This is a genomic window from Undibacterium sp. (assembly GCF_030683615.1).
Taxonomy (GTDB): Bacteria; Pseudomonadota; Gammaproteobacteria; order Burkholderiales; family Burkholderiaceae_D; genus Undibacterium; species Undibacterium umbellatum.
The window spans coordinates 45,969-66,390 of the sequence record NZ_JAUXQE010000030.1 but is presented as its reverse complement, the minus strand read 5'-3'; the positions used below and the strand labels follow the sequence as shown (position 1 = coordinate 66,390).

At 51.5% G+C, this 20,422-nt stretch carries 20 protein-coding genes; 12 read left to right on the top strand and 8 right to left on the bottom strand.

The window, feature by feature from the left end:
- Window positions 1–16: 16 nt before the first annotated feature.
- Window positions 17–2,320 (bottom strand): DUF4962 domain-containing protein, encoded by a 2,304-nt coding sequence (locus tag Q8K39_RS14780; RefSeq protein ID WP_305261301.1) that lies wholly within the window; start codon window positions 2,318–2,320, stop codon window positions 17–19.
- Between the two features lie 1,002 nt (window positions 2,321–3,322).
- On the bottom strand, window positions 3,323–5,086 hold the full coding sequence (gene arsA / locus Q8K39_RS14775; RefSeq protein WP_305261299.1) for an arsenical pump-driving ATPase: 1,764 nt from the start codon (window positions 5,084–5,086) through the stop codon (window positions 3,323–3,325).
- A 160-nt stretch (window positions 5,087–5,246) separates the two neighbouring features.
- On the opposite strand from arsA, the gene Q8K39_RS14770 reads away from it, so the two are divergent.
- From Q8K39_RS14770 to arsH, 5 genes are read left to right on the top strand one after another with little or no spacing between them, the layout of a single operon-like run.
- Window positions 5,247–5,576 (top strand): helix-turn-helix transcriptional regulator, encoded by a 330-nt coding sequence (locus tag Q8K39_RS14770; RefSeq protein ID WP_305261297.1) that lies wholly within the window; start codon window positions 5,247–5,249, stop codon window positions 5,574–5,576.
- 45 nt (window positions 5,577–5,621) lie between these two features.
- The gene (locus tag Q8K39_RS14765; protein ID WP_305261295.1) at window positions 5,622–6,113 is read left to right on the top strand and encodes an arsenate reductase ArsC; all 492 of its coding nucleotides are present in this window, start codon (window positions 5,622–5,624) and stop codon (window positions 6,111–6,113) included.
- Entirely contained in the window at window positions 6,110–6,787 is a 678-nt protein-coding gene (locus Q8K39_RS14760; RefSeq protein ID WP_305261293.1) for an MIP/aquaporin family protein, read from the top strand. The genes Q8K39_RS14765 and Q8K39_RS14760 overlap by 4 nt, the downstream gene beginning before the upstream one ends.
- A gap of 14 nt (window positions 6,788–6,801) precedes the next feature.
- On the top strand, window positions 6,802–7,230 hold the full coding sequence (gene arsC / locus Q8K39_RS14755) for an arsenate reductase (glutaredoxin) (protein ID WP_305261292.1): 429 nt from the start codon (window positions 6,802–6,804) through the stop codon (window positions 7,228–7,230).
- Window positions 7,199–7,933, top strand: coding sequence for an arsenical resistance protein ArsH (arsH, locus tag Q8K39_RS14750; RefSeq protein WP_305261290.1), 735 nt, complete (start codon window positions 7,199–7,201; stop codon window positions 7,931–7,933). The genes arsC and arsH overlap by 32 nt, the downstream gene beginning before the upstream one ends.
- A gap of 76 nt (window positions 7,934–8,009) precedes the next feature.
- Here arsH and Q8K39_RS14745 read toward each other — a convergent pair whose 3' ends face one another.
- Window positions 8,010–8,363 carry a CZB domain-containing protein gene (locus tag Q8K39_RS14745; protein WP_186953228.1) on the bottom strand — a complete coding sequence of 118 codons (354 nt, stop codon included), beginning with the start codon at window positions 8,361–8,363 and terminating at the stop codon, window positions 8,010–8,012.
- Window positions 8,364–8,943: 580 nt separating this feature from the next.
- Here Q8K39_RS14745 and Q8K39_RS14740 point away from each other — a divergent pair.
- The 5 genes from Q8K39_RS14740 to Q8K39_RS14720 all read left to right on the top strand — a co-directional run bounded on the left by Q8K39_RS14740 (window position 8,944) and on the right by Q8K39_RS14720 (window position 14,445).
- Window positions 8,944–9,393: a hypothetical protein gene (locus tag Q8K39_RS14740; protein ID WP_305261288.1), complete on the top strand. Its 450-nt coding sequence runs from the start codon at window positions 8,944–8,946 to the stop codon at window positions 9,391–9,393.
- A gap of 172 nt (window positions 9,394–9,565) precedes the next feature.
- Window positions 9,566–10,864 (top strand): hypothetical protein, encoded by a 1,299-nt coding sequence (locus tag Q8K39_RS14735; protein ID WP_305261286.1) that lies wholly within the window; start codon window positions 9,566–9,568, stop codon window positions 10,862–10,864.
- A 169-nt stretch (window positions 10,865–11,033) separates the two neighbouring features.
- Complete coding sequence (locus Q8K39_RS14730; protein ID WP_305261284.1) at window positions 11,034–12,143, top strand: phosphotransferase; 1,110 nt, start codon at window positions 11,034–11,036, stop codon at window positions 12,141–12,143.
- On the top strand, window positions 12,140–13,147 hold the full coding sequence (locus Q8K39_RS14725; RefSeq protein ID WP_305261282.1) for a T3SS effector HopA1 family protein: 1,008 nt from the start codon (window positions 12,140–12,142) through the stop codon (window positions 13,145–13,147). The genes Q8K39_RS14730 and Q8K39_RS14725 overlap by 4 nt, the downstream gene beginning before the upstream one ends.
- Entirely contained in the window at window positions 13,144–14,445 is a 1,302-nt protein-coding gene (locus Q8K39_RS14720) for a lanthionine synthetase LanC family protein (RefSeq protein ID WP_305261281.1), read from the top strand. Before Q8K39_RS14725 ends, Q8K39_RS14720 begins: the two co-directional genes overlap by 4 nt.
- 188 nt (window positions 14,446–14,633) lie before the next feature.
- Here the strand turns inward: Q8K39_RS14720 and Q8K39_RS14715 are convergent, their stop codons facing one another.
- The 3 genes from Q8K39_RS14715 to Q8K39_RS14705 form a co-directional block, all read right to left on the bottom strand.
- A complete protein-coding gene (locus tag Q8K39_RS14715) occupies window positions 14,634–14,933 on the bottom strand; it encodes a DUF1843 domain-containing protein (protein ID WP_186953222.1) in 300 nt (99 codons plus the stop codon).
- Between the two features lie 133 nt (window positions 14,934–15,066).
- Window positions 15,067–16,530 (bottom strand): GDL motif peptide-associated radical SAM/SPASM maturase, encoded by a 1,464-nt coding sequence (locus tag Q8K39_RS14710; protein ID WP_305261280.1) that lies wholly within the window; start codon window positions 16,528–16,530, stop codon window positions 15,067–15,069.
- 57 nt (window positions 16,531–16,587) lie between these two features.
- Window positions 16,588–17,040, bottom strand: a complete 453-nt coding sequence (locus tag Q8K39_RS14705; RefSeq protein WP_186953220.1) for a DUF1843 domain-containing protein — start codon at window positions 17,038–17,040, stop codon at window positions 16,588–16,590.
- A 210-nt stretch (window positions 17,041–17,250) separates the two neighbouring features.
- On the opposite strand from Q8K39_RS14705, the gene Q8K39_RS14700 reads away from it, so the two are divergent.
- Window positions 17,251–17,868, top strand: coding sequence for a class I SAM-dependent methyltransferase (locus tag Q8K39_RS14700; RefSeq protein ID WP_370868611.1), 618 nt, complete (start codon window positions 17,251–17,253; stop codon window positions 17,866–17,868).
- 84 nt (window positions 17,869–17,952) lie between these two features.
- Window positions 17,953–19,038, top strand: coding sequence for a hypothetical protein (locus Q8K39_RS14695; RefSeq protein ID WP_305261275.1), 1,086 nt, complete (start codon window positions 17,953–17,955; stop codon window positions 19,036–19,038).
- A gap of 7 nt (window positions 19,039–19,045) precedes the next feature.
- On the opposite strand, the gene Q8K39_RS14690 is transcribed toward Q8K39_RS14695, so the two are convergent.
- Entirely contained in the window at window positions 19,046–19,480 is a 435-nt protein-coding gene (locus Q8K39_RS14690; RefSeq protein WP_305261274.1) for a GAF domain-containing protein, read from the bottom strand.
- A gap of 19 nt (window positions 19,481–19,499) precedes the next feature.
- Window positions 19,500–20,411 (bottom strand): EboA domain-containing protein, encoded by a 912-nt coding sequence (locus tag Q8K39_RS14685; protein ID WP_305261272.1) that lies wholly within the window; start codon window positions 20,409–20,411, stop codon window positions 19,500–19,502.
- Window positions 20,412–20,422: the final 11 nt, after the last annotated feature.

Here is a 20,422-nt window from a genome sequence, read left to right as displayed (position 1 = left end):
GCTTTTCAGGCGAGATTTACCTTGCCAGAATACTGACAAGTTTCTTGTCAAATTCCACGCCTTTCACCCCAATCATCACTTGTGCTTTTGTACCGTGCACAGTCACTTCCGCTGTCTGGGCTGAGCAATTTTCCTTAATGACCGTAATGGCAGCCAGTTCTTGCGATGCCGCATTTGCGGTAGATCGCAAGTGATACTGAGACGGCGCTGTTTTATCAGGCGGCACTTCAAACTGATCTGTCATACGCATGGTGGATGGGAAATTATGATGAGTGATGCAAATCGATGATCCTCCATTGTTCAGCCTTGCCATGCCTGGCGTATCGAACTGAAACGCCGAAAGTGCATGGAAGTTCAGTTCCCAGGTGCGGGCCGTAGCGCTGGTCGCCCAATCATAAATTACGGTGATTTGCTCGTTTCTGAAATAGGCAATAGAGCGCACGGCATTGCTAAGCAAAGGCCTCCACGTAGATTGGGGTGTCGTAGATACGCGCTGTCTGTACGCTTTACTCGCATCACCGGTCACAATGGCAATATTATTCACGTCTATCGCGTTATACAACTCTCCAGATGCCTCAGTGCTATCGAAAGGTGTGGTGGGGCGCGCAGGTATTGCACTTGAAGCAGACTCAGATTGCCCAATGCCGCCATCAAAAGTCAGTGCATTATGTGAACGGGTAGATTTAGTAAAAAGATGATGTGCAGACCCGTACTGAAAATAGTATCCACTGCTGATCAACATATCCTTGCCTTTGGAGACCAGGGTAAAACTATTTTGATCCGCATAGGAATGGCTATAGGCGCCCGACTTGCTTGACCTGAAAGCGATGCTGGATCTTTGCGCATCAACGCCATTGCTGGTCAGGGAGGCCAACCCTGCCTCCGGGAAAAACCAGCTATGTTGTGCAGGCGGTACAGCGGCAACCGGAGTGGAGCCCATGCTGATCAAACTAAAATAAGTGATGGGCCGGATAATTTGATTTGTCAGATTACCTGGATTTGCCTGGAAATACCATTGGTGTACACCATTTTTGGTAAATAAGGCATACGGCTGCAAAGTGTCATGTGAATAACCAAAATACATATAGTTGTAGGTGTGGTCGTTACCAAAAGGCACCATCAATTCTTTGTATAAGGGCGCTGTAAATGCCATCAGATAATCCACATATTTTGCATAGTAGGGAATACTGCTTAAATCATGACCGGTTACTGTTTTGATCGTCACCAAGGTATCCAGCAAAGTCGCCACATACCAACCATAGCCGTTCCCGTTAATAAAAGCGCCGTCATCTCCCCCCAAAGCGGTGCTGATCGCCAGGAAACTGTCATAGACATCCATCAGGGCATTTTCAGCAAACGGGAAATTACTGTCACCAGCCAGCAGTATCAAAACGTTGACGAGAAAACTGACATTGGTGACACCGTGTGAATTCATTTTATTTTTATGAATATCATTAATCAGATTTGCCATTTGTGCATACCTGACGCCGATTACCTTACTAATCATGTCGCGCTGGGCTGGCGTCAGATCGTCATAAAAGTAATCATAGCCTCTGGCAAGCGTCTGCAGCACTTGCCGCGCCGCTTGATCCTGAAAGGTATAGTTGGTGGTGCCGTTGACTGCATCCCAGCGCGCCAATTCGAGTAATCGTGCAATACCGGCTCTTTTTGTTTCTGTATCATTGGTCAAGGCGGCGACATAAGCCAGTTGTGCAAATTCTTTTCCAAATTGCGTTGTGGTCGCATTCAATGAACTGATCCATTGTGAGTATTCCAGGTCAGTTTGAAATTCAGCTCTGGTTCTTTTCCGAGGTTCAGTTGTTATGGGTGAGCTGGCGATTGTGGATGCCTGTTTACGCAAATTTGCAAAGGGTGAACTTGCATAGGACTGCAAGTTTGCAAGCAAACTTTCGCGCGTCATCCCTTTGGGTAAGCTGCGTGGACGAGCTCTCAGTTTTGCTGCTTCCGCCATCATGCCTGGCGTCACCACCGGGATGGGGGCGGCATTCTCATTGATAGAAAAGTGGCGGACACCGCTTTTGACAGTACTTCCGTTCTTTAGCTTGAAGCTGACGGACCATTCATAGTCGCCAATAGGCAATGAAGAAGGAATTTGAAAATGTGGAAATTTGCTGCCACCTGACAAATATGGTTTCCCCTCCTTGCTGATCGTGACGCTCCAGGGGGCAGGGAGACTAGTATCAACGTCACGGTAGCCCACTGGCCATTGCAAGACTGGGGGGTTGGTACCGGAATAGGCGCAATCTTCAGGATAAATTTTCCCTGAAGATAGCGGTAGTTCAGCAATGAAGTCAGACACAGGACCTGCAACACAAGATGAGTTAGACCTCGATTTAACTGCATTGCCGTCATATGTGGAAATAATGTGCCGTGGCACTGACGAATTCCCAGCTTGCGCTTTCACGGTATGGTTTCTCACCGCACTGCTTGGCACTGTGTGAATCTGTGCGTTGCTTGAATAAGGTAGGTTGGTGCCGCTTGCCTGCAGTGTGCTACCAAGCTTGACGACTCCCTCTGTTGTTGAATTACTCGCTGCCTGCGCTGGCAGATTCATCAAGTACATGAAGCAAAATATAAATTTAAAAATTGAGAGCAGTCTTGTGACGTATGGAATTGATGCCATTTTTTACTCCATTCAGTTGTCATTCATTGAAGAGCAGTGCGTGGGAGCGAGCATTTAAAAATCAGGCTCCCAGTATCGTTCTGTGCCCGTTCTACAAACCAAGAAAATGCCTCAAGCATCTGATGCTTTCCCTTGCTTGAACCAGCAACTACAGCGGGATCACCTCTCAGGAAGCATTGCTCCACCAAGAGTTTTCACAATTCAATTTGCTGCCAGGTCAATTTGCACCAGCATCTTCTGCCTAAGGCATCTAAGGATTATTTGCCAATTGATCTGTAAGGAAATTTGCCACATGGAACTATTGTTACTGTAAACACTTGTGTTAAATACGCAATTAGACCTTGGTATATATAGACAAGAGCGCGGGGAAATGCGCAATGCATCAAGTGCGCGATTTTTGCTATGGAAGCAAAACAAAGGAGTGAAAATAAGGTGTAGCCGGGCTTGTTGCGTGCTGCTCAGTATCGACGTGAGGCTTACCTGCCAGAAGTACAGGAACGCTCTGCGTTGAAGCTTTCCAGCCTGGGCGAGGAAACTTGAAGGTGTCATCCCAAAAACCATCCCTCGCTTTATCATGCCTCACAAAAGAATAAGCAGAGAGCGTTCGGCACGGCTAACCAAACAAGGCCGCCCTCTTGTTCAAATTGATGAAAATGCCGCCTTCCTTCATGCCCCCCATTAATTCTTGGCGCGCAATAGACTCTTCAATTTCTCCAGGCCAACTGGTTCTTCAGCTTGCAAGGGGATAACTGCCCACCGTGATGCATATTTGCTTGCAACGTCATTGATTTGCACCAGCTCATTGCGTGCCCTTTGACGCAATAGACTTGAGCTTGGATTTGCCATCGCCAAGCTGTTATTGATGATCCAGGCCCACGGCTCTATACCCGCGCGGCGCAAGTCTTCTTGCAAACCTGCTGCTTCGAGCACAGGAGTGGTCTCAGCAAGGGTGACGATGACGACCTTCGTCTGGTTCGGGTCTTGTAGTTGCATCATGGGGGTGGTGAAATGGACGCTGGTATTGGCCATCTGCCTCTCAATGTCCCGATGATAGGCGCCTGTCGCGTCGAGCAAGAGCAAGGTGTGGCCAGTCGGTGCAGTATCCATGACGACAAATTTCCTGCCTGCTTCACGGATAATGCGTGAAAAGGCCTGGAACACGGCAATCTCTTCGGTACAAGGTGAACGCAAATCTTCTTGCAGCAAAGCGCGACCTTGCTCATCCAGTTCCTTGCCCTTGCTTTTCATGACTTGCGCACGGTAACGCTCGATCTCAACCTGCGGATCTATACGGCTGACCGTCAAATTCTCCATTGTGCCATCCAATGTTTCAATCAAATGTGCAGCAGGATCAGAGGTGGTCAAATGTACCGGGTAGCCACGACTAGCCAGCTCTATCGCAATAGCGGCGGCGACAGTAGTTTTACCGACACCGCCTTTGCCCATGGTCATGATCAGGCCATGGCCACTGCCGACCAGACTGCCTATCAGATTAGACAAACCAGGTACGGCTGGTATTTCCACGGGAAGTGAATTTTCATGCTTGCGTACCAGGCTTTCTGGTGCCAGCAATGCACGCAGCGCGTCCAGGCCTACAAGGTTGAATGCTTGCAATGGTACATAGTCAGTAGGTGCGTCACACAGTATGGCTGGCATGGCAGTCAAGGCTGCCTGTTCGCGCTTCCAGACTGCTGCGGCAAGAATGTCACCTGCGACTTCGCTTTCAGGCAGTACGCCATTGATGACGAGATACTGGTGTTTGAAACCTATATCTGCCAGCTCTTCATGAGTGCGAGCTGCTTCCCGCAGGGTAGCGCTTTGGGCGCGTGCAACCAACACCATGCGGGTGCGTTGCGGGTCAGAAAGTGCATCAACAGCGGCATGATATTGCTCGCGTTGCTTTTCTAATCCTGCCAGTGGGCCAAGACAGGATGCATCGCCTTTACCTTCTTCCAGAAAGCCTGACCATGCTCCAGGCAGTTGCAGCATGCGTATAGTGTGGCCTGTTGGCGCAGTATCAAAGATGATGTGATCAAAGTCGTTGAGTATGGCGGGATTGGTCAACAGATCAGTAAATTCATCAAAGGCTGCAATCTCGGTCGTGCATGCGCCGGACAACTGCTCTTCCATACTTTTTAGCACTACATCAGAGACGTGCCCGCGAGCAGGCCCGACTATGCGATTGCGATAGATTTGCGCTGCTGCCTGGGGATCAATCTCCAGCGCGGACAGATTCACGACATCAGGTATAGCTGTTATGACATTACCAATACTAACGCCAAATACTTGTCCCACATTTGAAGCCGGATCAGTACTAACGATCAATACCCGCCTCCCGGCATCGGCCAGTTTAATGGCACTGGCACAGGCCATGGACGTTTTGCCAACTCCACCTTTACCAGTGAAAAATAGGAACTGGGGTGTTTCTGTGAGAAATAGCATGGCATTCCTTCAATTGGGGGCTGGTTCTTATCATTTAGTCTAAAGAGACTGCTTGCCTTAACATTAAGCAAGAACAAACATATTCATTTTACTTTACTTTAGTTCGACAATTCGATTATTATGGAATTATAGAAATTTCTCAGAAAGTCTATTTAGCAACATGGAAACAAAAAACGTATTGCTGGCATTGGCTGCCCTGGCACAAGAATCGCGACTGGCTCTGTTTCGCTTGCTGGTGCAGGTTGGTCCTGAAGGCATGGCTGCCAGTAAGATCAGTGAACAGCTGGGCGTGCCGCCGTCCTCTCTGTCTTTCCATCTGAAAGAACTGGCGCATGCCAATCTGGTGGAATCGCGTCAGGCTGGGCGTTTTGTCATCTACTCAGCAAACATCACCACGATGAACCAGATGCTGGGCTTTTTGACTGAGAACTGCTGCGGCGGCAACCCATGTTCACCAGTACAGGTGCAGCAATGTGCCAATGCTGAATAAACCAGACACCCTGCATTTACCTTTTCCTCATTATCCAGACGACTTATGAACGTTTTATTTCTGTGCACCGGCAATTCTTGCCGCTCCATCCTTGGCGAAGCCACCTTCAATCACCTGGCACCTGCTGGCTGGAAAGCCATGAGTGCCGGCAGCAAGCCTACTGGTCAGGTACATCCACGTTCGCTGGCATTGCTGGCACGCGAAGGTATCTCGACAGAAGGTTATGTCAGCAAGTCCTGGGACAATCTGCCAGCAACTCCGGATATCGTCATTACAGTCTGCGCCAGCGCTGCGGGCGAAACATGTCCTGCTTACCTGGGACCAGTCCTGCGCACGCACTGGGGCGTGGAGGACCCAGCACATGCGACTGGCACTGATGAAGAAATTGATGCAGCCTTTATGACTGCTTACCGCATCTTGCGCTCCAGGATAGAAGCATTCCTGGCACTACCGCTGGAAAAACTGGTGCAGGACCGACAGAAATTCAAGGAAGCACTAGACGATATAGGAACACTAGTTGGAGTCCGCTTATCATGAGTATGGCACGACGCCTGGTTTCTGAAGGCCTGGGCACGGCATTCCTGCTGGCTGTGGTGGTAGGCTCCGGCATCATGGCAGAGCGCCTGGCTGATGGTAATGTCGCCATCGCCTTGCTGGCAAACGCGCTTGCCACTGGTGCTGGCCTGATCGCCCTGATCCTGATGTTTGGCACGATATCGGGAGCACATTTCAATCCTGTTGTGACGCTGTCAGAAGCATTCCAAAGGAATATGCCCGGCAAGGAAGTGCTGCCTTATATCCTGGTGCAAGTGCTGGGCGCTTTTTCTGGTGTCGCTGCCGCACATGGCATGTTTGAACATCCCTTGTTTTTCGCATCGGAACATGTGCGCACTGGCACGCCACAATGGTGGAGCGAGTTTGTGGCGACCTTTGGCTTGATCGCCGTCATCATATCCTGTACACGCAGCCGCCCTGCGGTGACACCGTTTGCGGTTGCTGCCTATATCACGGCAGCATACTGGTTCACTGGATCGACTTCATTTGCCAACCCTGCCGTGACATTGGCGCGGGCTGCCAGCAATACTTTTGCTGGCATCCGTCCTATCGATGCTCCGGGTTTCATCATCGCCCAGATACTCGGGGCAACTGCAGCCACCCTTGTATTTTGCTGGCTATATCCGGCAACGCAGAAAGACACTGTCAGCCATTAATTAATGAGATATCCATGACGATCACCATCTACCACAATCCCGATTGCGGAACTTCCCGCAATACCCTGGCCCTGATACGCAATAGCGGTACCGAACCAGAAGTCATTGAATACCTGAAACAGCCACCAGGCAAGGAGAAACTGCAAGCACTGATCGCTGCCATGGGCATAACAGCGCGCGAACTTTTGCGCAAAAAAGGCACACCGTATGAAGAGCTGGGTCTGGATGATGGCAAGTGGACGGATGATGAACTCATCAACTTCATGGTCGCCCATCCGGTACTGATGAATCGCCCTGTCGTTGTCACCGCGATGGGAACCAAGCTATGCCGCCCTTCCGAAGCTGTGCTGGATATTTTACCGACACCACAAATTGGCGAATTTACCAAAGAAGATGGCGAGAAAGTGATTGATGCGGAGGGCAATCGTGTTCACCACAAATGACTTACCCAGCCTGCGCCGGGATTTGTTCCAGCTGCCGGACACTGAGCAATTGTTTGCACCCGCACGCGCCACTCATGCACCGCGCATCCTGCTCCTTTACGGTTCTTTACGCGAACGTTCGTACAGCAAATTGCTGACGCTGGAAGCAATGCGCTTGCTGCAAGCCATGGGGGCCGAAACCCGTGTCTTTGATCCGCATGGCTTGCCTTTGCCGGATGAAGTGCCGGACAGCCATCCAAAGGTACAGGAACTGCGTGAACTGGTACTATGGGCTGAAGGCATGGTCTGGACTTCGCCAGAACGCCACGGCGCGATGACGGGCATCATGAAGGCGCAGATAGACTGGATACCCCTGTCCATCGGTGCCGTGCGCCCCACGCAGGGCAAGACGCTGGCTGTGATGGAGGTGTCTGGTGGTTCTCAATCATTTAATGCTGTCAATCAAATGCGCATCCTGGGCCGCTGGATGCGCATGATCACGATACCGAATCAATCATCGGTAGCAAAAGCATTTCTGGAATTTGATGAAGCTGGTCGCATGAAACCATCGTCTTACTATGACCGCGTGGTTGATGTCATGGAAGAGTTGATGAAGTTCACTCTGCTGACACGCGATGTCGCACCGTATCTTGTGGACAGGTACAGCGAACGCAAGGAAACTGCAGAAGAACTTGCCAAGCGTGTCAATCAGCGTAGCATCTGATTGTTTGTCTGACATCCCATTGGCCTGGCGACAGGCCAATGGGATGACTTGAATGCCGTACCTGAATACGACTAATTCATAGCCCAGCCTCTTTCTTAAATTTCATGATGGCTACTCCTACGGCACTCGAGGCTGCTGAATAACTTGTACCAGCATTAATCATTGCTTCAGCCTCTAGATATTTCTTGGCATTGATGGCTTGGGCCACCTTGCCTGCTTCAGTGTGAAATGCTGCATGCCTGGCAACACAATCCGCATGTGTCGCCAATTTGCCGAATGCTGTCTTACCTTCCCCATGTAAATATTTGCCCAGGTCACAGCAATTGTCTTTGGCGATGGTCGCTGCATCCATGGCTTCTTTTTTACTGATTGCCATACGGAATTTAGTTTTCCATTCGGAATGTTTTGCTACGGCATCTTCCAGATCCATGTATTCCCCCATTTAGTTTTTGACCTTCGTTCAGCATAGATAGGCTTGGAACGCCTGGCTTGATCCAAGTCAAACTCTGACCACGGTTCGCTCTATGAGTTTGTCTAAAAATCTGGTTGTTATGTCCGAAAATTTCCATACGATGTCTTTTGCCAATGAAAATCTGTAATAAATTATTACGTATTCACCCTTGAAAAAAATTAATAATAGATTAACCTTGAATAATTGACATGCAAATAAAGTAATAAGTATATGCAATAAATTCCTGCTTCAACAAAATCCCTACCCATTCAGTTTTTTTGCATTTTTGAGCCAGCTTCCAGCCAGCTCATGGAGGGATTTTGTCGCTTGTTTTTCTTGCGCTTTTTCGCTGACAGGCATGGGCGTCATGATTACGTTTTACACGCGTCATCTTGCGGTAACAGTGTCGCGTGCTGTTGTAGCAAGGCAGGGGCCCGGCTTCTGTCGATTGAGTTTGAGCATTGTATTGTTATCCAAATTTTTCTGAATCCACAATCAGGTATCTGAAAAAGCCCGATGTCTGATCTGTGTTTCAGTTTCAACCGAATGGAGAACTGTGATGGCGAAAGACAAGTATTTTGTAGAGGTGTTGGCGGCAGACCCGGCGAATATTCCCGAGGTAGTTTTGCTCAATGGCTTTGTGGGCAATTCTGCTCTGGAAAACTACACACGCCTGTATCTGAATGCCGTACTGAATGAATATTATGAAATCCCCACTGAGGCGATTCTACACACGGCCCCGGCTACCGCCGGCGCCAATAATCCATTGGAAACCGCCTATCTCTGGGTCAAGGCGGATGCCGAGTTAATACGCAAAGGCAAGAGTGTTGCGGACACCAAAATCAGTTTCTTCAGCGGCCCCATACAAAGCGCTCAGGCAGCCACTGCCGCTGCCAATGCCGCCCAGGCTGCAGTTGCCGGAGGGCCCACTGGCGTATTGAACTGCACTCAAGCTGCACCTGTATGCGGCAATACGGCATGGCAGGGCTGCCCGGATAAATCAAATTGAAATATTCGTGATGTGAAGGGCTGCAGATTGACCGGCCTTTATCTCATGCGAATGTGTGAAGAATGGCGCAAGCATTGCTTTCGTGCGAAGGCATGACCTGTTGCCATGAGTTTGTTCCCTCGTTGTTCTTATCATTCATGAATTGTAGTTTCACTCTTAGGAGAGTTTTGTTATGACTACTCAATTTCCGAATTGCCAGATGCCCACATTGCTACCACAATGTCTGCCACCAACCAGCCCCATCGCCTGTCACATTCTGACACAACCGCAACAATGCATCCCCCAGACCTCACCCGCCATCTGTCATGTGACGCAACCACCGCAATGTTTTCCCCAAACATCGCCAGCCATCTGCCATTTCACCCAGCCACAGCAATGCTTCCCACAAACGCTGGCTGGGCCAATCTGCAACAATGTCACCAGCCCTTTGATGTGCCGGATTACCCGGAATCACCCTCTATGCGACATACAACAATGTCAGGCGAATACACGTATTTTCCCCACGAAACCATTCGACCCGACCATAGTCCAAAACCAGACACCGGTATTTAATGGCGGCGTGGCTGCCGGAGGTGGTCTGGCTGCACCAGCTCAAGCGCAAAATTTCGCCGGCGCTGCTGCCCCGGAACAACAATTTGCTGCGCAAGCCAACTTTGGCCCTACCGGCATACAACATTGCACAGTAGGACCACAATTTTGCGGCAATACCGCGTGGCAGCCATGCCCGCCAATTGGGCAGACAGGTGTCCAATATTGCACCGCTGCACCGCAATTTTGCGGTAATACTGCGTGGCAGCCTTGCCAGCCAATTGGCCAGACAGGGGTACAGAATTGCACCGCTGCACCGCAGTTCTGCGGTAACACTGCGTGGCAGCCCTGCCCCCCACAACAGGCCCAGATGGCGATTCACCCGACCACAAACCCTACTGCCAACACCCATTGCTTCATTTGCCCACCGCTCACTGTTGATGCACTGCAGGCCGCACCACAACAGGCTCAGGCCATGAATCCAACAGCCAGCACCCATTGCTTCGTTTGCCCCCCACCTACCCTGGAGGCACAGCAACAAGTAGGCCCGACCGGTGTTCATTTTTGTACAGCCGCGCCACAACTTTGTGGTCATACCGCGTGGGCAAATTGCCAGCCATTGCTGTCGGCACCACCACATTGCCCAACAGTATCCCCGGTTTGTCAGCCACAAGCGGTAGCTCCTACGCATCTCCTGGGTTGCACTTGCCTACCCATGACCGTTGGCCCTGTTATTCCTACCAATAACATGCCAATTTGCGGTAACACTTGCCTGCCCATGACGGTTGGCCCTGTGATCCCTACGCAAAACATGCAAATTTGTGGCAACACTTGCCTGCCCATGACAATAGGCCCGGTCATCCCCACGAATAACATGCCAATTTGTGGCAATACTTGCTTGCCTATGACGGTAGGGCCAGTGATGACAGTGGCTGCTTGCTAATGAGAGCGCCAGTGAACTAAAGCAGTACAGAGCAGTTTGATCAGCCCTGGTAAAACCGGTCGGGATAAATTCCCGGCCGCGGGTTGACTCATTCTTTGTAAACCCCAAGTGCAATTGTGCACCTGGGGTTTCGGCATATTTGCTTGCACAATTGAAGGAGTAAACAGGAATGTTTTTGACCGCTTCCAATATGGCCCACTATCTGCTGGCACGTGGCACGATCCCACCAGCTGTGGTCGTCGATGGTGATTTTATGGTGGTAGAGGCAGGCAGGCGCAATCGTAATTACAAGATCATACGGCGCGATGGTACTGGCTTGTTCGTCAAGCAGATCAAGGAAGTCGAACCGATGGCGATTTCGACCATGCAACGTGAAGCTGCCTGTTATCGCATGGCGCAAAAAGAAGGCTATCAAGCTCTGGCGAACCTGATGCCCAATTTTGTCGATCACGATGCGGCCCGGCATTGCCTGACAGTAAGTTTACTACCTGGTGGTGAAAACCTGACGGAATTCTATGCCCGCAAAAGAACATTCCCCGCCGAGATCGGCAAGTTGCTGGGAGTTGCGCTGGGAAACTATCACCAGACCCTGCGCGGCAATACTTTACAGGCAGAAGACCTCAGCAGCTTCCCGCGCATGGTGCCATGGATCTTGAGTTTTCATCAAAACAGCATGCAGGCTGGCAATGCCCTGAGCGGTGGCGTGCAACAGCTAGGTGCACTGATCAGGCAATATCCAGATCTGCAACAAAATCTGGCACGGCTGGCACAGGACTGGCGTTACGACAGCATTATTCATGGTGACATGAAATGGGATAACTGCGTAGTGTATCCAGCCCCTGATGGAGAAATGGCTTTACGCATCATAGACTGGGAACTGGTTGATTATGGTGATGCCAGCTGGGATACAGGCGCGGTACTGCAAGCCTATCTGACCTCGTGGATTTATTCCATGCCGCTGTATCATGATTTCAATCCCACCAGCTTTGTTGACAAAGCCGTTTACCCGCTGGAGGGGATGTATCCATCCATCCATGCCTTCTGGCGCAGCTATGTGCAAACGGCGGGCATAGATAAATCGCAGGCTTTTACCTACCTGCTACGCTGTATAGAATACGGCGCAGTACGCATGGTGCAGACGGCCTTTGAATCACTTTACTATGCCCCGGTCATGACAAACCATGCGGCAATCTTATTACAAGTCAGTCAGAATATTTTACGCAATCCGCGCCAGGCAGCATCGGCCTTGTTTGGATTTGGCGGGGAGTTGCAATCATGAGCGACACATCGATAAACGAAGAACTAAAGGGCATCTACGCGGCCCTGAAAATCAACAACCAGCACAGTTATGCGCTAGGTGGTACGTCCCCGACTCCCGTATTCATGGCAAGCGGCCAGAACAATCCGGTCCAGGCATTGATCGCCGCCATCAATACCAGCCTGTATGGAATGTACTATGTACGCGACACTGCAAACGAACCTGTATTGCCTTCGCAAAGTCTGGTGCCCAACCTGAGCCAGGCCAATCAGACCCCAGATCGCTGGGACCCCGGCTGGAAAATTTATCAGCAAAGCCCCGATGGCCGCGTCATGGTACAAAAAGGCGAGCGCAGCCGTACTGCTGTTGTTGGCGAATATGCTGCCAACAAATGGCCGGGCATGGCACCTGTGGCGGGGGAACTAGTGAACTTGCGCGTCTATCCCGGCACGGCCGATATGCAACAAGGCTTTTACTATGCCTTTGGCAGTAATCTATCTGACCAGTTTGATGACTATGAACTTATCCGCTTTTACTTCAATGTACCAGCCAGTGCAGCGGCTGAATTGCTATATGGCCTGACGACGCAACTGAATCGCTATGCCCTGCCATTCCGCTATAAAACACTGGTTGACGCCGGCGCCTACCGCCGTGCTGATGCGGCAGTGCTATATATCGCCAAACGCCATTACCCCATGGTAGCAGCGCTGATACAGGATTTGCATGCCAGCATTGGCAGCAAATTGCGCCCGGTCACCCCCATGTTTTGCAAAACCCTGGTCGATGGCATCGGTGTGGCAGAAGAGCCAGGCACAGGTGAAAGTTTTGGCATGCACAGATGCAGGCTGGTCGCCGAAGGCATGGTCGATGCATGGCTGGCCGGTTCACAAAGCGTGGATGCGCGTGCAGACGCAGTGCAAAAACGTTTTGCCGCCAATGGCATAGATATGCGTACCCCTTACCTGAATCGTCATTCAGTCAATTTATTTGAAGCACCCCTATTTAACGGAGGATTGCAGCTATGAACGCACCTATCGACGTACCAATGAGCGCAGCGCTGCATTCGTACAAGGAAGTCTATCTCGACGTGGCCGACCGCATAGGCCGCAGTTTGTGCCGTGATGCCGTCTGGGATGGTGCGCGTTGCAACTGGCTGGGTTGGTCTATGGAGGCAGTGAATCAAGCCTGGGTGCCGGCTTACCGTTCCTTTGCAGGTGACTTGTATGGGGGCACCAGTGGCATCGCACTATTCCTGGCAGAGCTGCATCAGTTCAGCGCCGACAAGCAACAAAAGCGCGTACTGGAAGGTGCATTGAATCAGGCTTTATCACTATCTGGAAAAATGCAGGGCGCGGCGCGCAGCGGTTTTTATGCAGGCAGTAGCGGTTTTGCCTATGTGCTGGTGCGCATAGGTACATTATTAAAAAATGAAGCCTTGATAGCACGTGGCCTGCGTGAAATGACCAGCCTCACAGAAGAGGCACCAGATACATTATTCATTGATGTCATAGGTGGAAGTGCCGGTGCCATACCTGCCATGTTGAAACTGGGAGTGGAACACCAGCGCCCCGACTTCATCGCCATGGCGCAAACCCATGGCGATTATTTACTGGCACATGCGAGCAAAAGCGACGCAGGCTGGTCATGGGAAACCATGCATGTACCGGGACAAAAACATTTGACCGGCCATTCGCATGGGGTAGCAGGCATCGTCACTGCCTTGCTGGAACTGTATCGCGCCACAGGTGAGACACGCTACCTGGATGGTGCCAATGAAGGCCTGCGCTATGAACGCAGCCTGTTCAGCGCCCAGCACAACAACTGGCCAGACTTGCGCATCATGGATGCCAGTCAGACTGATGCAGCACCTGTCTACAATATGGCCTGGTGCCATGGCGCACCCGGCATAGGCTTGTCACGCCTGCGCAATGTGGCATTGATGCCGGATGATGCAGTGCTCATGCAGGAATTGAATGCGGCCATACAAACCACGGCCAGTTCGCTGATGCCAGCCTGGGTACACGGTATGGGTAATTTCTCGTTATGCCATGGTGCTTGCGGCAATGCTGAATTGATGATCATGGCGGGGCAATACTTAAAGCGCCCTGACCTGACCCAGATCGCGGAAAAAATAGGGCAAGAAGGCTGGCAGCATTACGGCCAGTCCGACATGCCCTGGCCTTGTGGGGTGGCTGGCACGGGTGAAACGCCGAACCTGATGCTGGGGACAGCGGGGATAGGGCACTTCTATTTGCGTCTATATAATCCTGAGGCCGTGCCTTCGGTGTTGATTGTGACACCGCCGGAGAAGGTGTGGCATTGATGTCTCACTATGATTGAGTTCGCAGGTTGTGCCGGGCGAGGTCCGGCACAACCTGCGAATTACGTAAAGGCTACGCTGATTAAGTCCTGCTCGTAAATTTTACCTCTTTGTGAATCAATGACTTATCAAAGGTAATGTCGTTATTCGGATACTTGTTCAGCATAGCCAAAGGGTGCTTTTTACAAACCTTACAGCAAGCGACTATAGTAAGCCACTTCCGCTTTCAAACGTGACAGTTCAGCCTGGTCACCACGTGCAACTGCATCCTGTATGGAGATGCCATACAATGCCTGAGGCGGCAAGCCCTTGGCTTTCATGGTTTTTTCCAGTGATGGCAACAAGCGTTCTATTTCTGATGCTGCGGCCAGATAGTCCAGTGCCTGATCGCGGATGGCGATCATTTTACTGACATCGCCACTGGCGATGGCTTCATGCATGGGCACGCCATACAAGGCGGCCATGGGTGCTGCGTGAGTTGGGGAAACCATATCTACTCCTTCAAGAAATGCTGGCAGCTAATGAGCAATTAATGCAGAGAGTTAACTGCCTTGCGGATTAAGGGAAACATACTTCAACACCAAAACTATCCCGGCAGCAGAAACAAAAGCCGGGCTTTGATCGTCAAGCTGTGCTGGTTAGCACGTGCAGACGATCGAGTACGCTCTTGAGTTCTATCATGACGGCTTGCCGTCTGGCTTCTTCAATGGCATATTTTTGTGCTGCGGTAGCGACATCGACATGGCAATGCGGACACTCGGTTTCATCTGGCCAGATGTATTCATTACAGCCACGGCACAGATCCAGTTCAGGCAAAGGATTATTGCTGGTGCGTTCTGCCACCCTAGGTGCTGGCGCAGGTTCTTCCGGCAGCACTTGCCTTCCTGGAATCGCTTCTTCATACAGTTCAAACCTGCCGATGGCAAAAGGCTTGTCAGGCGCTGGTGCCACTTTGCGGATTTTTTCATGGATGCCGCGTTTTTCCAGCTTCAGTGCGCGGTAATGGCAATAGGGGTTATTGCCAGGTTTGCCGAACAGGGAATCTGAAGTCCAGGTGCAGCCACCACGACAGACATCAGCATAGTAGCAGGTGCGGCAATGGCCCCATAGCGAATCAATATTGCGCATGCGGCCAAAGTGCAGGGCTTCAGACGTGTTCCACAATTCTGCCACGGCAGTGTCACGGACATTGCCACCGCCATAGGTTTCCGTTGCCAGTGATGGGCAGCCCTTGATGGTGCCATCCGCCTCAAGACCAATGACATTCTGACCAGCAGCGCAACCTGTCCAGTGCAAGGTTTCATCACCCAGGCCACGCCAGTGATGCTCGAAGGGACCGAAGTAACCGAGGTTGTTGCCAAAGGTCAGCAACAGGCCGCGTTGCTGGCCTTCATGGTAAAGACGATTCAGCAAGGGCATGAGTTCAAGCACGCGATGCGGTTGCAGCAAGAGGTGGTCATTCTCTACCGCATTGCCCATGGCAACTGTGATTTGCAATTGCCAGTGGGTGGCACCGGCTTCGATGATGCGGTTGAACAGCGGTTCCAGTTGATCTATGGTCTCTGCACCTATCTGGGTATTGCAGCTGACACCCAGGCCCAGGGACTTGGCGGTTTCCATGGCACGCAGGGCATCATTCCAGGAGCCGACGACACCGCGCACCCTGTCATGATAATCCTTCATGCCATCGATGGAAACACCGATGCCAAACAGACCAGCCTGCTTGCCCGCTTGCAGCCTGGCAGTATTGAGGTTGCGGGCACCGGTTTGCATGCCTACCCGTATGCCATGACCGGCGATACGTTCCACCATTTGCAGCCAGTCCTTACGCAAGAAGGCTTCGCCACCTATCAAAGTGATTTCACGCGTGCCCAGGGCGGCCAGTTGATCAATCACGGAGAAGGCTTCTTCTGTGGAGAGTTCACCCACCCTGCGCTTGCCTGCGCGTGAACCGCAATGGCTGCATTTCAAATTACAGGCAAGAGTAATTTCCCACACCACGTGCACAGGCGTATGACCGTTGAGATCAGACAGCGTACGCGCCCTGGCGGGTTGAGAAGCTTGAGATATAAGAGCAGTTTGTTCCATACTTGGCTCCGGTGGCAAATGCCAGCAAGCTGGCATCCGGGATAAAGAGGTACTTGCTTATTTGCTGGCGTTGAGCTGTGCCAGCAGGCTTTGTGCGAGTTCTTTCAGTCGGTCCACTTCGGCCTGATCACCGCGCGCCTGCGCGTCCTGAATCGCGACGCCATAAGGTGTGACAGGATGAAAGGCGGCAGCAGTGTTGCTGGCTCCACCGAGCATACTGGTGTAAGAAGCCAGTTCGGATTTGAGGCGGGCAATTTCAACTGCATCGCCACGGGCAACGGCATCTTGTATGGTGACGGCATACAAAGGGCGTATGACGCCGCCCTTGCTTTTGATGGCGCTTTCCAGTTCTGGCAAAAGACGGGCAACATCGGCTGCAGCAGCCAGATGGCTGAATGCAGCTTCACGTGCAGCGCTCAATTTGGCGGCGTCGCCACTGGCAATTGCATCACTCATTGCCACTGCATACAGAGGAATGAAACCGCCATAAGTTTCTTTATTGGTAGTCATAAGTTACTCCTTGAGGTGAGTCTGGTTTATGAAACTGGGGTGGGCATCTATGGAATTCTGGAAACCTGCCTGCTATCAATATGGCAAGCTTACTTAGTATATTTTCAATTATCGAAAAGTCAATGTCATTATTCTTTTTTAAGTAAAGATATTCGAAGCAGTGATTTACAATCTTCATTTCCGGCAAAACACGATAGTCAGAACATGCATGTGAATAAAATCAGTGGCACTGAAGGCTATGCCGAGACAGCCGATTACCTGGTCAATCAGTGGCAGGAAATTTCTTTTGAAGAACACCACGCCACGGTTTTGCATTTACTACCGACAGCGCCCTGTCGTGTACTTGATATAGGTTCAGGCATAGGCAAAGATGCAGCGGCGTTTGCTGCCATGGGACATAGCGTAGTCGCGGTAGAGCCAACGCGGGAGTTGCGCTTGCCGGGCATAGCTCTGCATGATGCGCCAAACATCTGCTGGCTGGATGACAGCCTGCCAGACTTGTCGAGGCTGTGTGCCATGAACCAGACTTTCGACCTCATCATGCTTAGCGCCGTGTGGATGCATCTTGATGCAACACAACGGCAACACGCCATGCCCAGGCTGGCAGGCTTGATGAATGCATCTGCGACCCTGATACTGTCCCTGCGTCATGGCCCCATCCCAGCTGGGCGACGCATGTTTGATGTCAGCGCAGAAGAAACCATGGAACTCGCAGCCATGCAAAACCTGCTACCCATCTTGAATGTGCGGACGGCATCCATACAAAAACTGAACCAGCAAAGTGGGGTCAAGTGGACGCGACTGGCTTTTCGCAGGTTCTTGTCCTAGCACGAAAGGTACATATCACATTGACCACAATTATCTTTTGTGAAACACTGTCCTACATTGATAAGTTCCATTCAGAATCATTACATGGCAAACCCGCCCTCCATCGCTCTACCGCAACTCATGATCCAGCAACGATGCGCATCCAGCATCATCTTGCACGGACTGAATAATCCGCGCGGCATCAAGCTCAAGCAGGATGGCAGCCTGTTGTTGGTAGAGGCAGGCAGCGGCAATGCAGAGCAAGTTTTTTCTGGTCGACTAGTGCAGTTCAAACAGGGTGTGGACGGTGAATATACGAAACGCGAGATACTCGCTACCGGTTTTCGCTCCATGAATATGCAGGCACGCATGTGCAGGGATGAAATATTTGGCCTTGCGGATATCGCTTATGGTGGCGGCCGCTGGCTGCTGAGCCAGACTGACTATATCGCTGGTTCACGCATCCTGGATTTGACTACCCTGCCACCGCAAGCTGTATTCCACAGTCATGGCAATCTGAATGCGCTGTGCTATCACCCGCAAAGACAAAGCTGGCTGACGGTGAAGCCGGATATCAATCAGGCCATAGAATTTATTGATGGCCAGCCAGAATCTGTAGTCGGCGTGCTGCCAGATTTGTCTGGTGGTCAGCATGCGGTGCCAGTCACGGTGATTCTTGATCAAAGCTGGCAACGAACGAATAGCAGCCAGCCGGTATTGATTTCCCTGTTCTCAGGCGAATTGCAGGGTGATGCTGACAAAATGGGCATCAACTTTGAAAAAGGTGTCAGCAAAATCGTCAGGCTGGATCTTGATACCTGTGAGGTCAGCGCAGTAATAACGGGCCTGACGCTGGCCACTGGCATGGCTTTTACTGAACAAGGGCAATTGCTGGTGCTGGAATTATGCGATGATTTTTTAGAACCCATGCCATCAGATGAAGTACCACAAACTGCCTGGCATGGTGGCTTCAAGCGCTACTCAGGCCGCCTGCTTTGCTTTGACTTGAACAAGCAGACAGTGACTTGCCTGGCCAGGCATCTGGATACTCCATCAAATTTATGCGTGGCAGGCAATACAGTACTCATCAGTGAAGGTATGGGCCTGCCCGGTCGCCCCATCGCCAATGCAGATGGAGAAACAGTGGCACTCGAAGGCTATGTGCGCAGATTAGTTCTGCCCGAAAACTGAACGGATTTCAGACCGCTTGCAGACGCGCAGTCAGTTCAGCCAGTTTGGCGGGGAAAGGTGCCTGTGCCACCCACTCAGCAGGGTCACCTTCTTTTTGCCAGGCAAAACCAACTACCGCCATGACATCGCCCGTCTTGCTCAGCAAGGGAATCGCGATTGCCGCTTGGGCACCAACTGCCTTGGCACCGGGACGTATGTTGCCGCTTTTATCGTCTTGCAGATTGCAGGTCTGCACCGGCGTCTTGCTCAACTGCGCCGCGCCCGCCATGCCCTTGCCATGACTGACATGGGCAACGATGGCGAGTACGGGTTCTGGTATGCGCAAGGCGGCACTCAGGTATAAATCTTCACCGCGCTGTACATGGATAGTGCCAGCGGCTGCATCCAGATTGGCGATGCTGTCTTCCAGCCATTGCTGGTGTTCTGTATTTTTTTCAAACATATTGATTCTCCTTTGTGTATCAATGTGGCACTTGCTGCGACTCTTGTAACAGTTCTTGCCAACTCATATCTTTCGCTGCTGTTTTCAGATTCTGTTGCTGGCATAAACTGCGAATTTTGCTGTCATGGGCAGGCAGGCTCTTGGCGATGGCCAGCCGTTCTGCCATGCTGCCTTGCTCCAGCACGCGTAACAATTCGGCATCACCTACAACATCAAGTTGCGGTGTCACGCAACGCCATAACTCAGGACTGATGGCGCGCCCTGCCGCCCAGCGCTCATGCGCCAGGTCAATCAATATGCGTGCCAGGGCAGGATTATTCCTTTGCTCCAGGCCTTGCACTGGCCACAAGGGGCTATCGAGAAAAAAGCATTTGACGACCATCTGGTTCCAGGCTGCTTCATCAAATGCCTGCATCGGATAAGGATTACGGTGCGCCATTGCTTCAAAGATAGGGCGCATGCTGGAGCGTATGGCTTCACGGGCACGGTGTTCTATCGCGCTAGCTGCGGGATATAAGGGGAAGCCGGAATACAGGGCAATCAGTTCATTGATTTCAGCACTGTCGGCGATACTGTCCAGTTGACTGGCAAATTGCGCTTCATCACCGGCATAGCTGGCGAGTATGAAGGCGACCCTGGCGGCAATATCGACACTCCAGCCCGAGGGATCAAAACCGGGACGCAGCGAATTCGCAGTTGCCAGTTCATCGCTGCTTAAATTCAAATCAAGCTTGCCCAGTTTGCGCGCAGCCATACCCATGGCGCGATAAACATCACGCTCCTGTTTTGCCGTGCTGATTTGCTGGCATTGCAAGCGGAACCACAGCAAGGCTTCTGGAGTGCTGCGCGCTGCTATCCAGATATCGAGTTGCGACAGGGCTGTAGCAGTTGGAGTAAGAGCCTGCATTTCTTCTAACGATGGATGTCTCATGATGGCCGCCT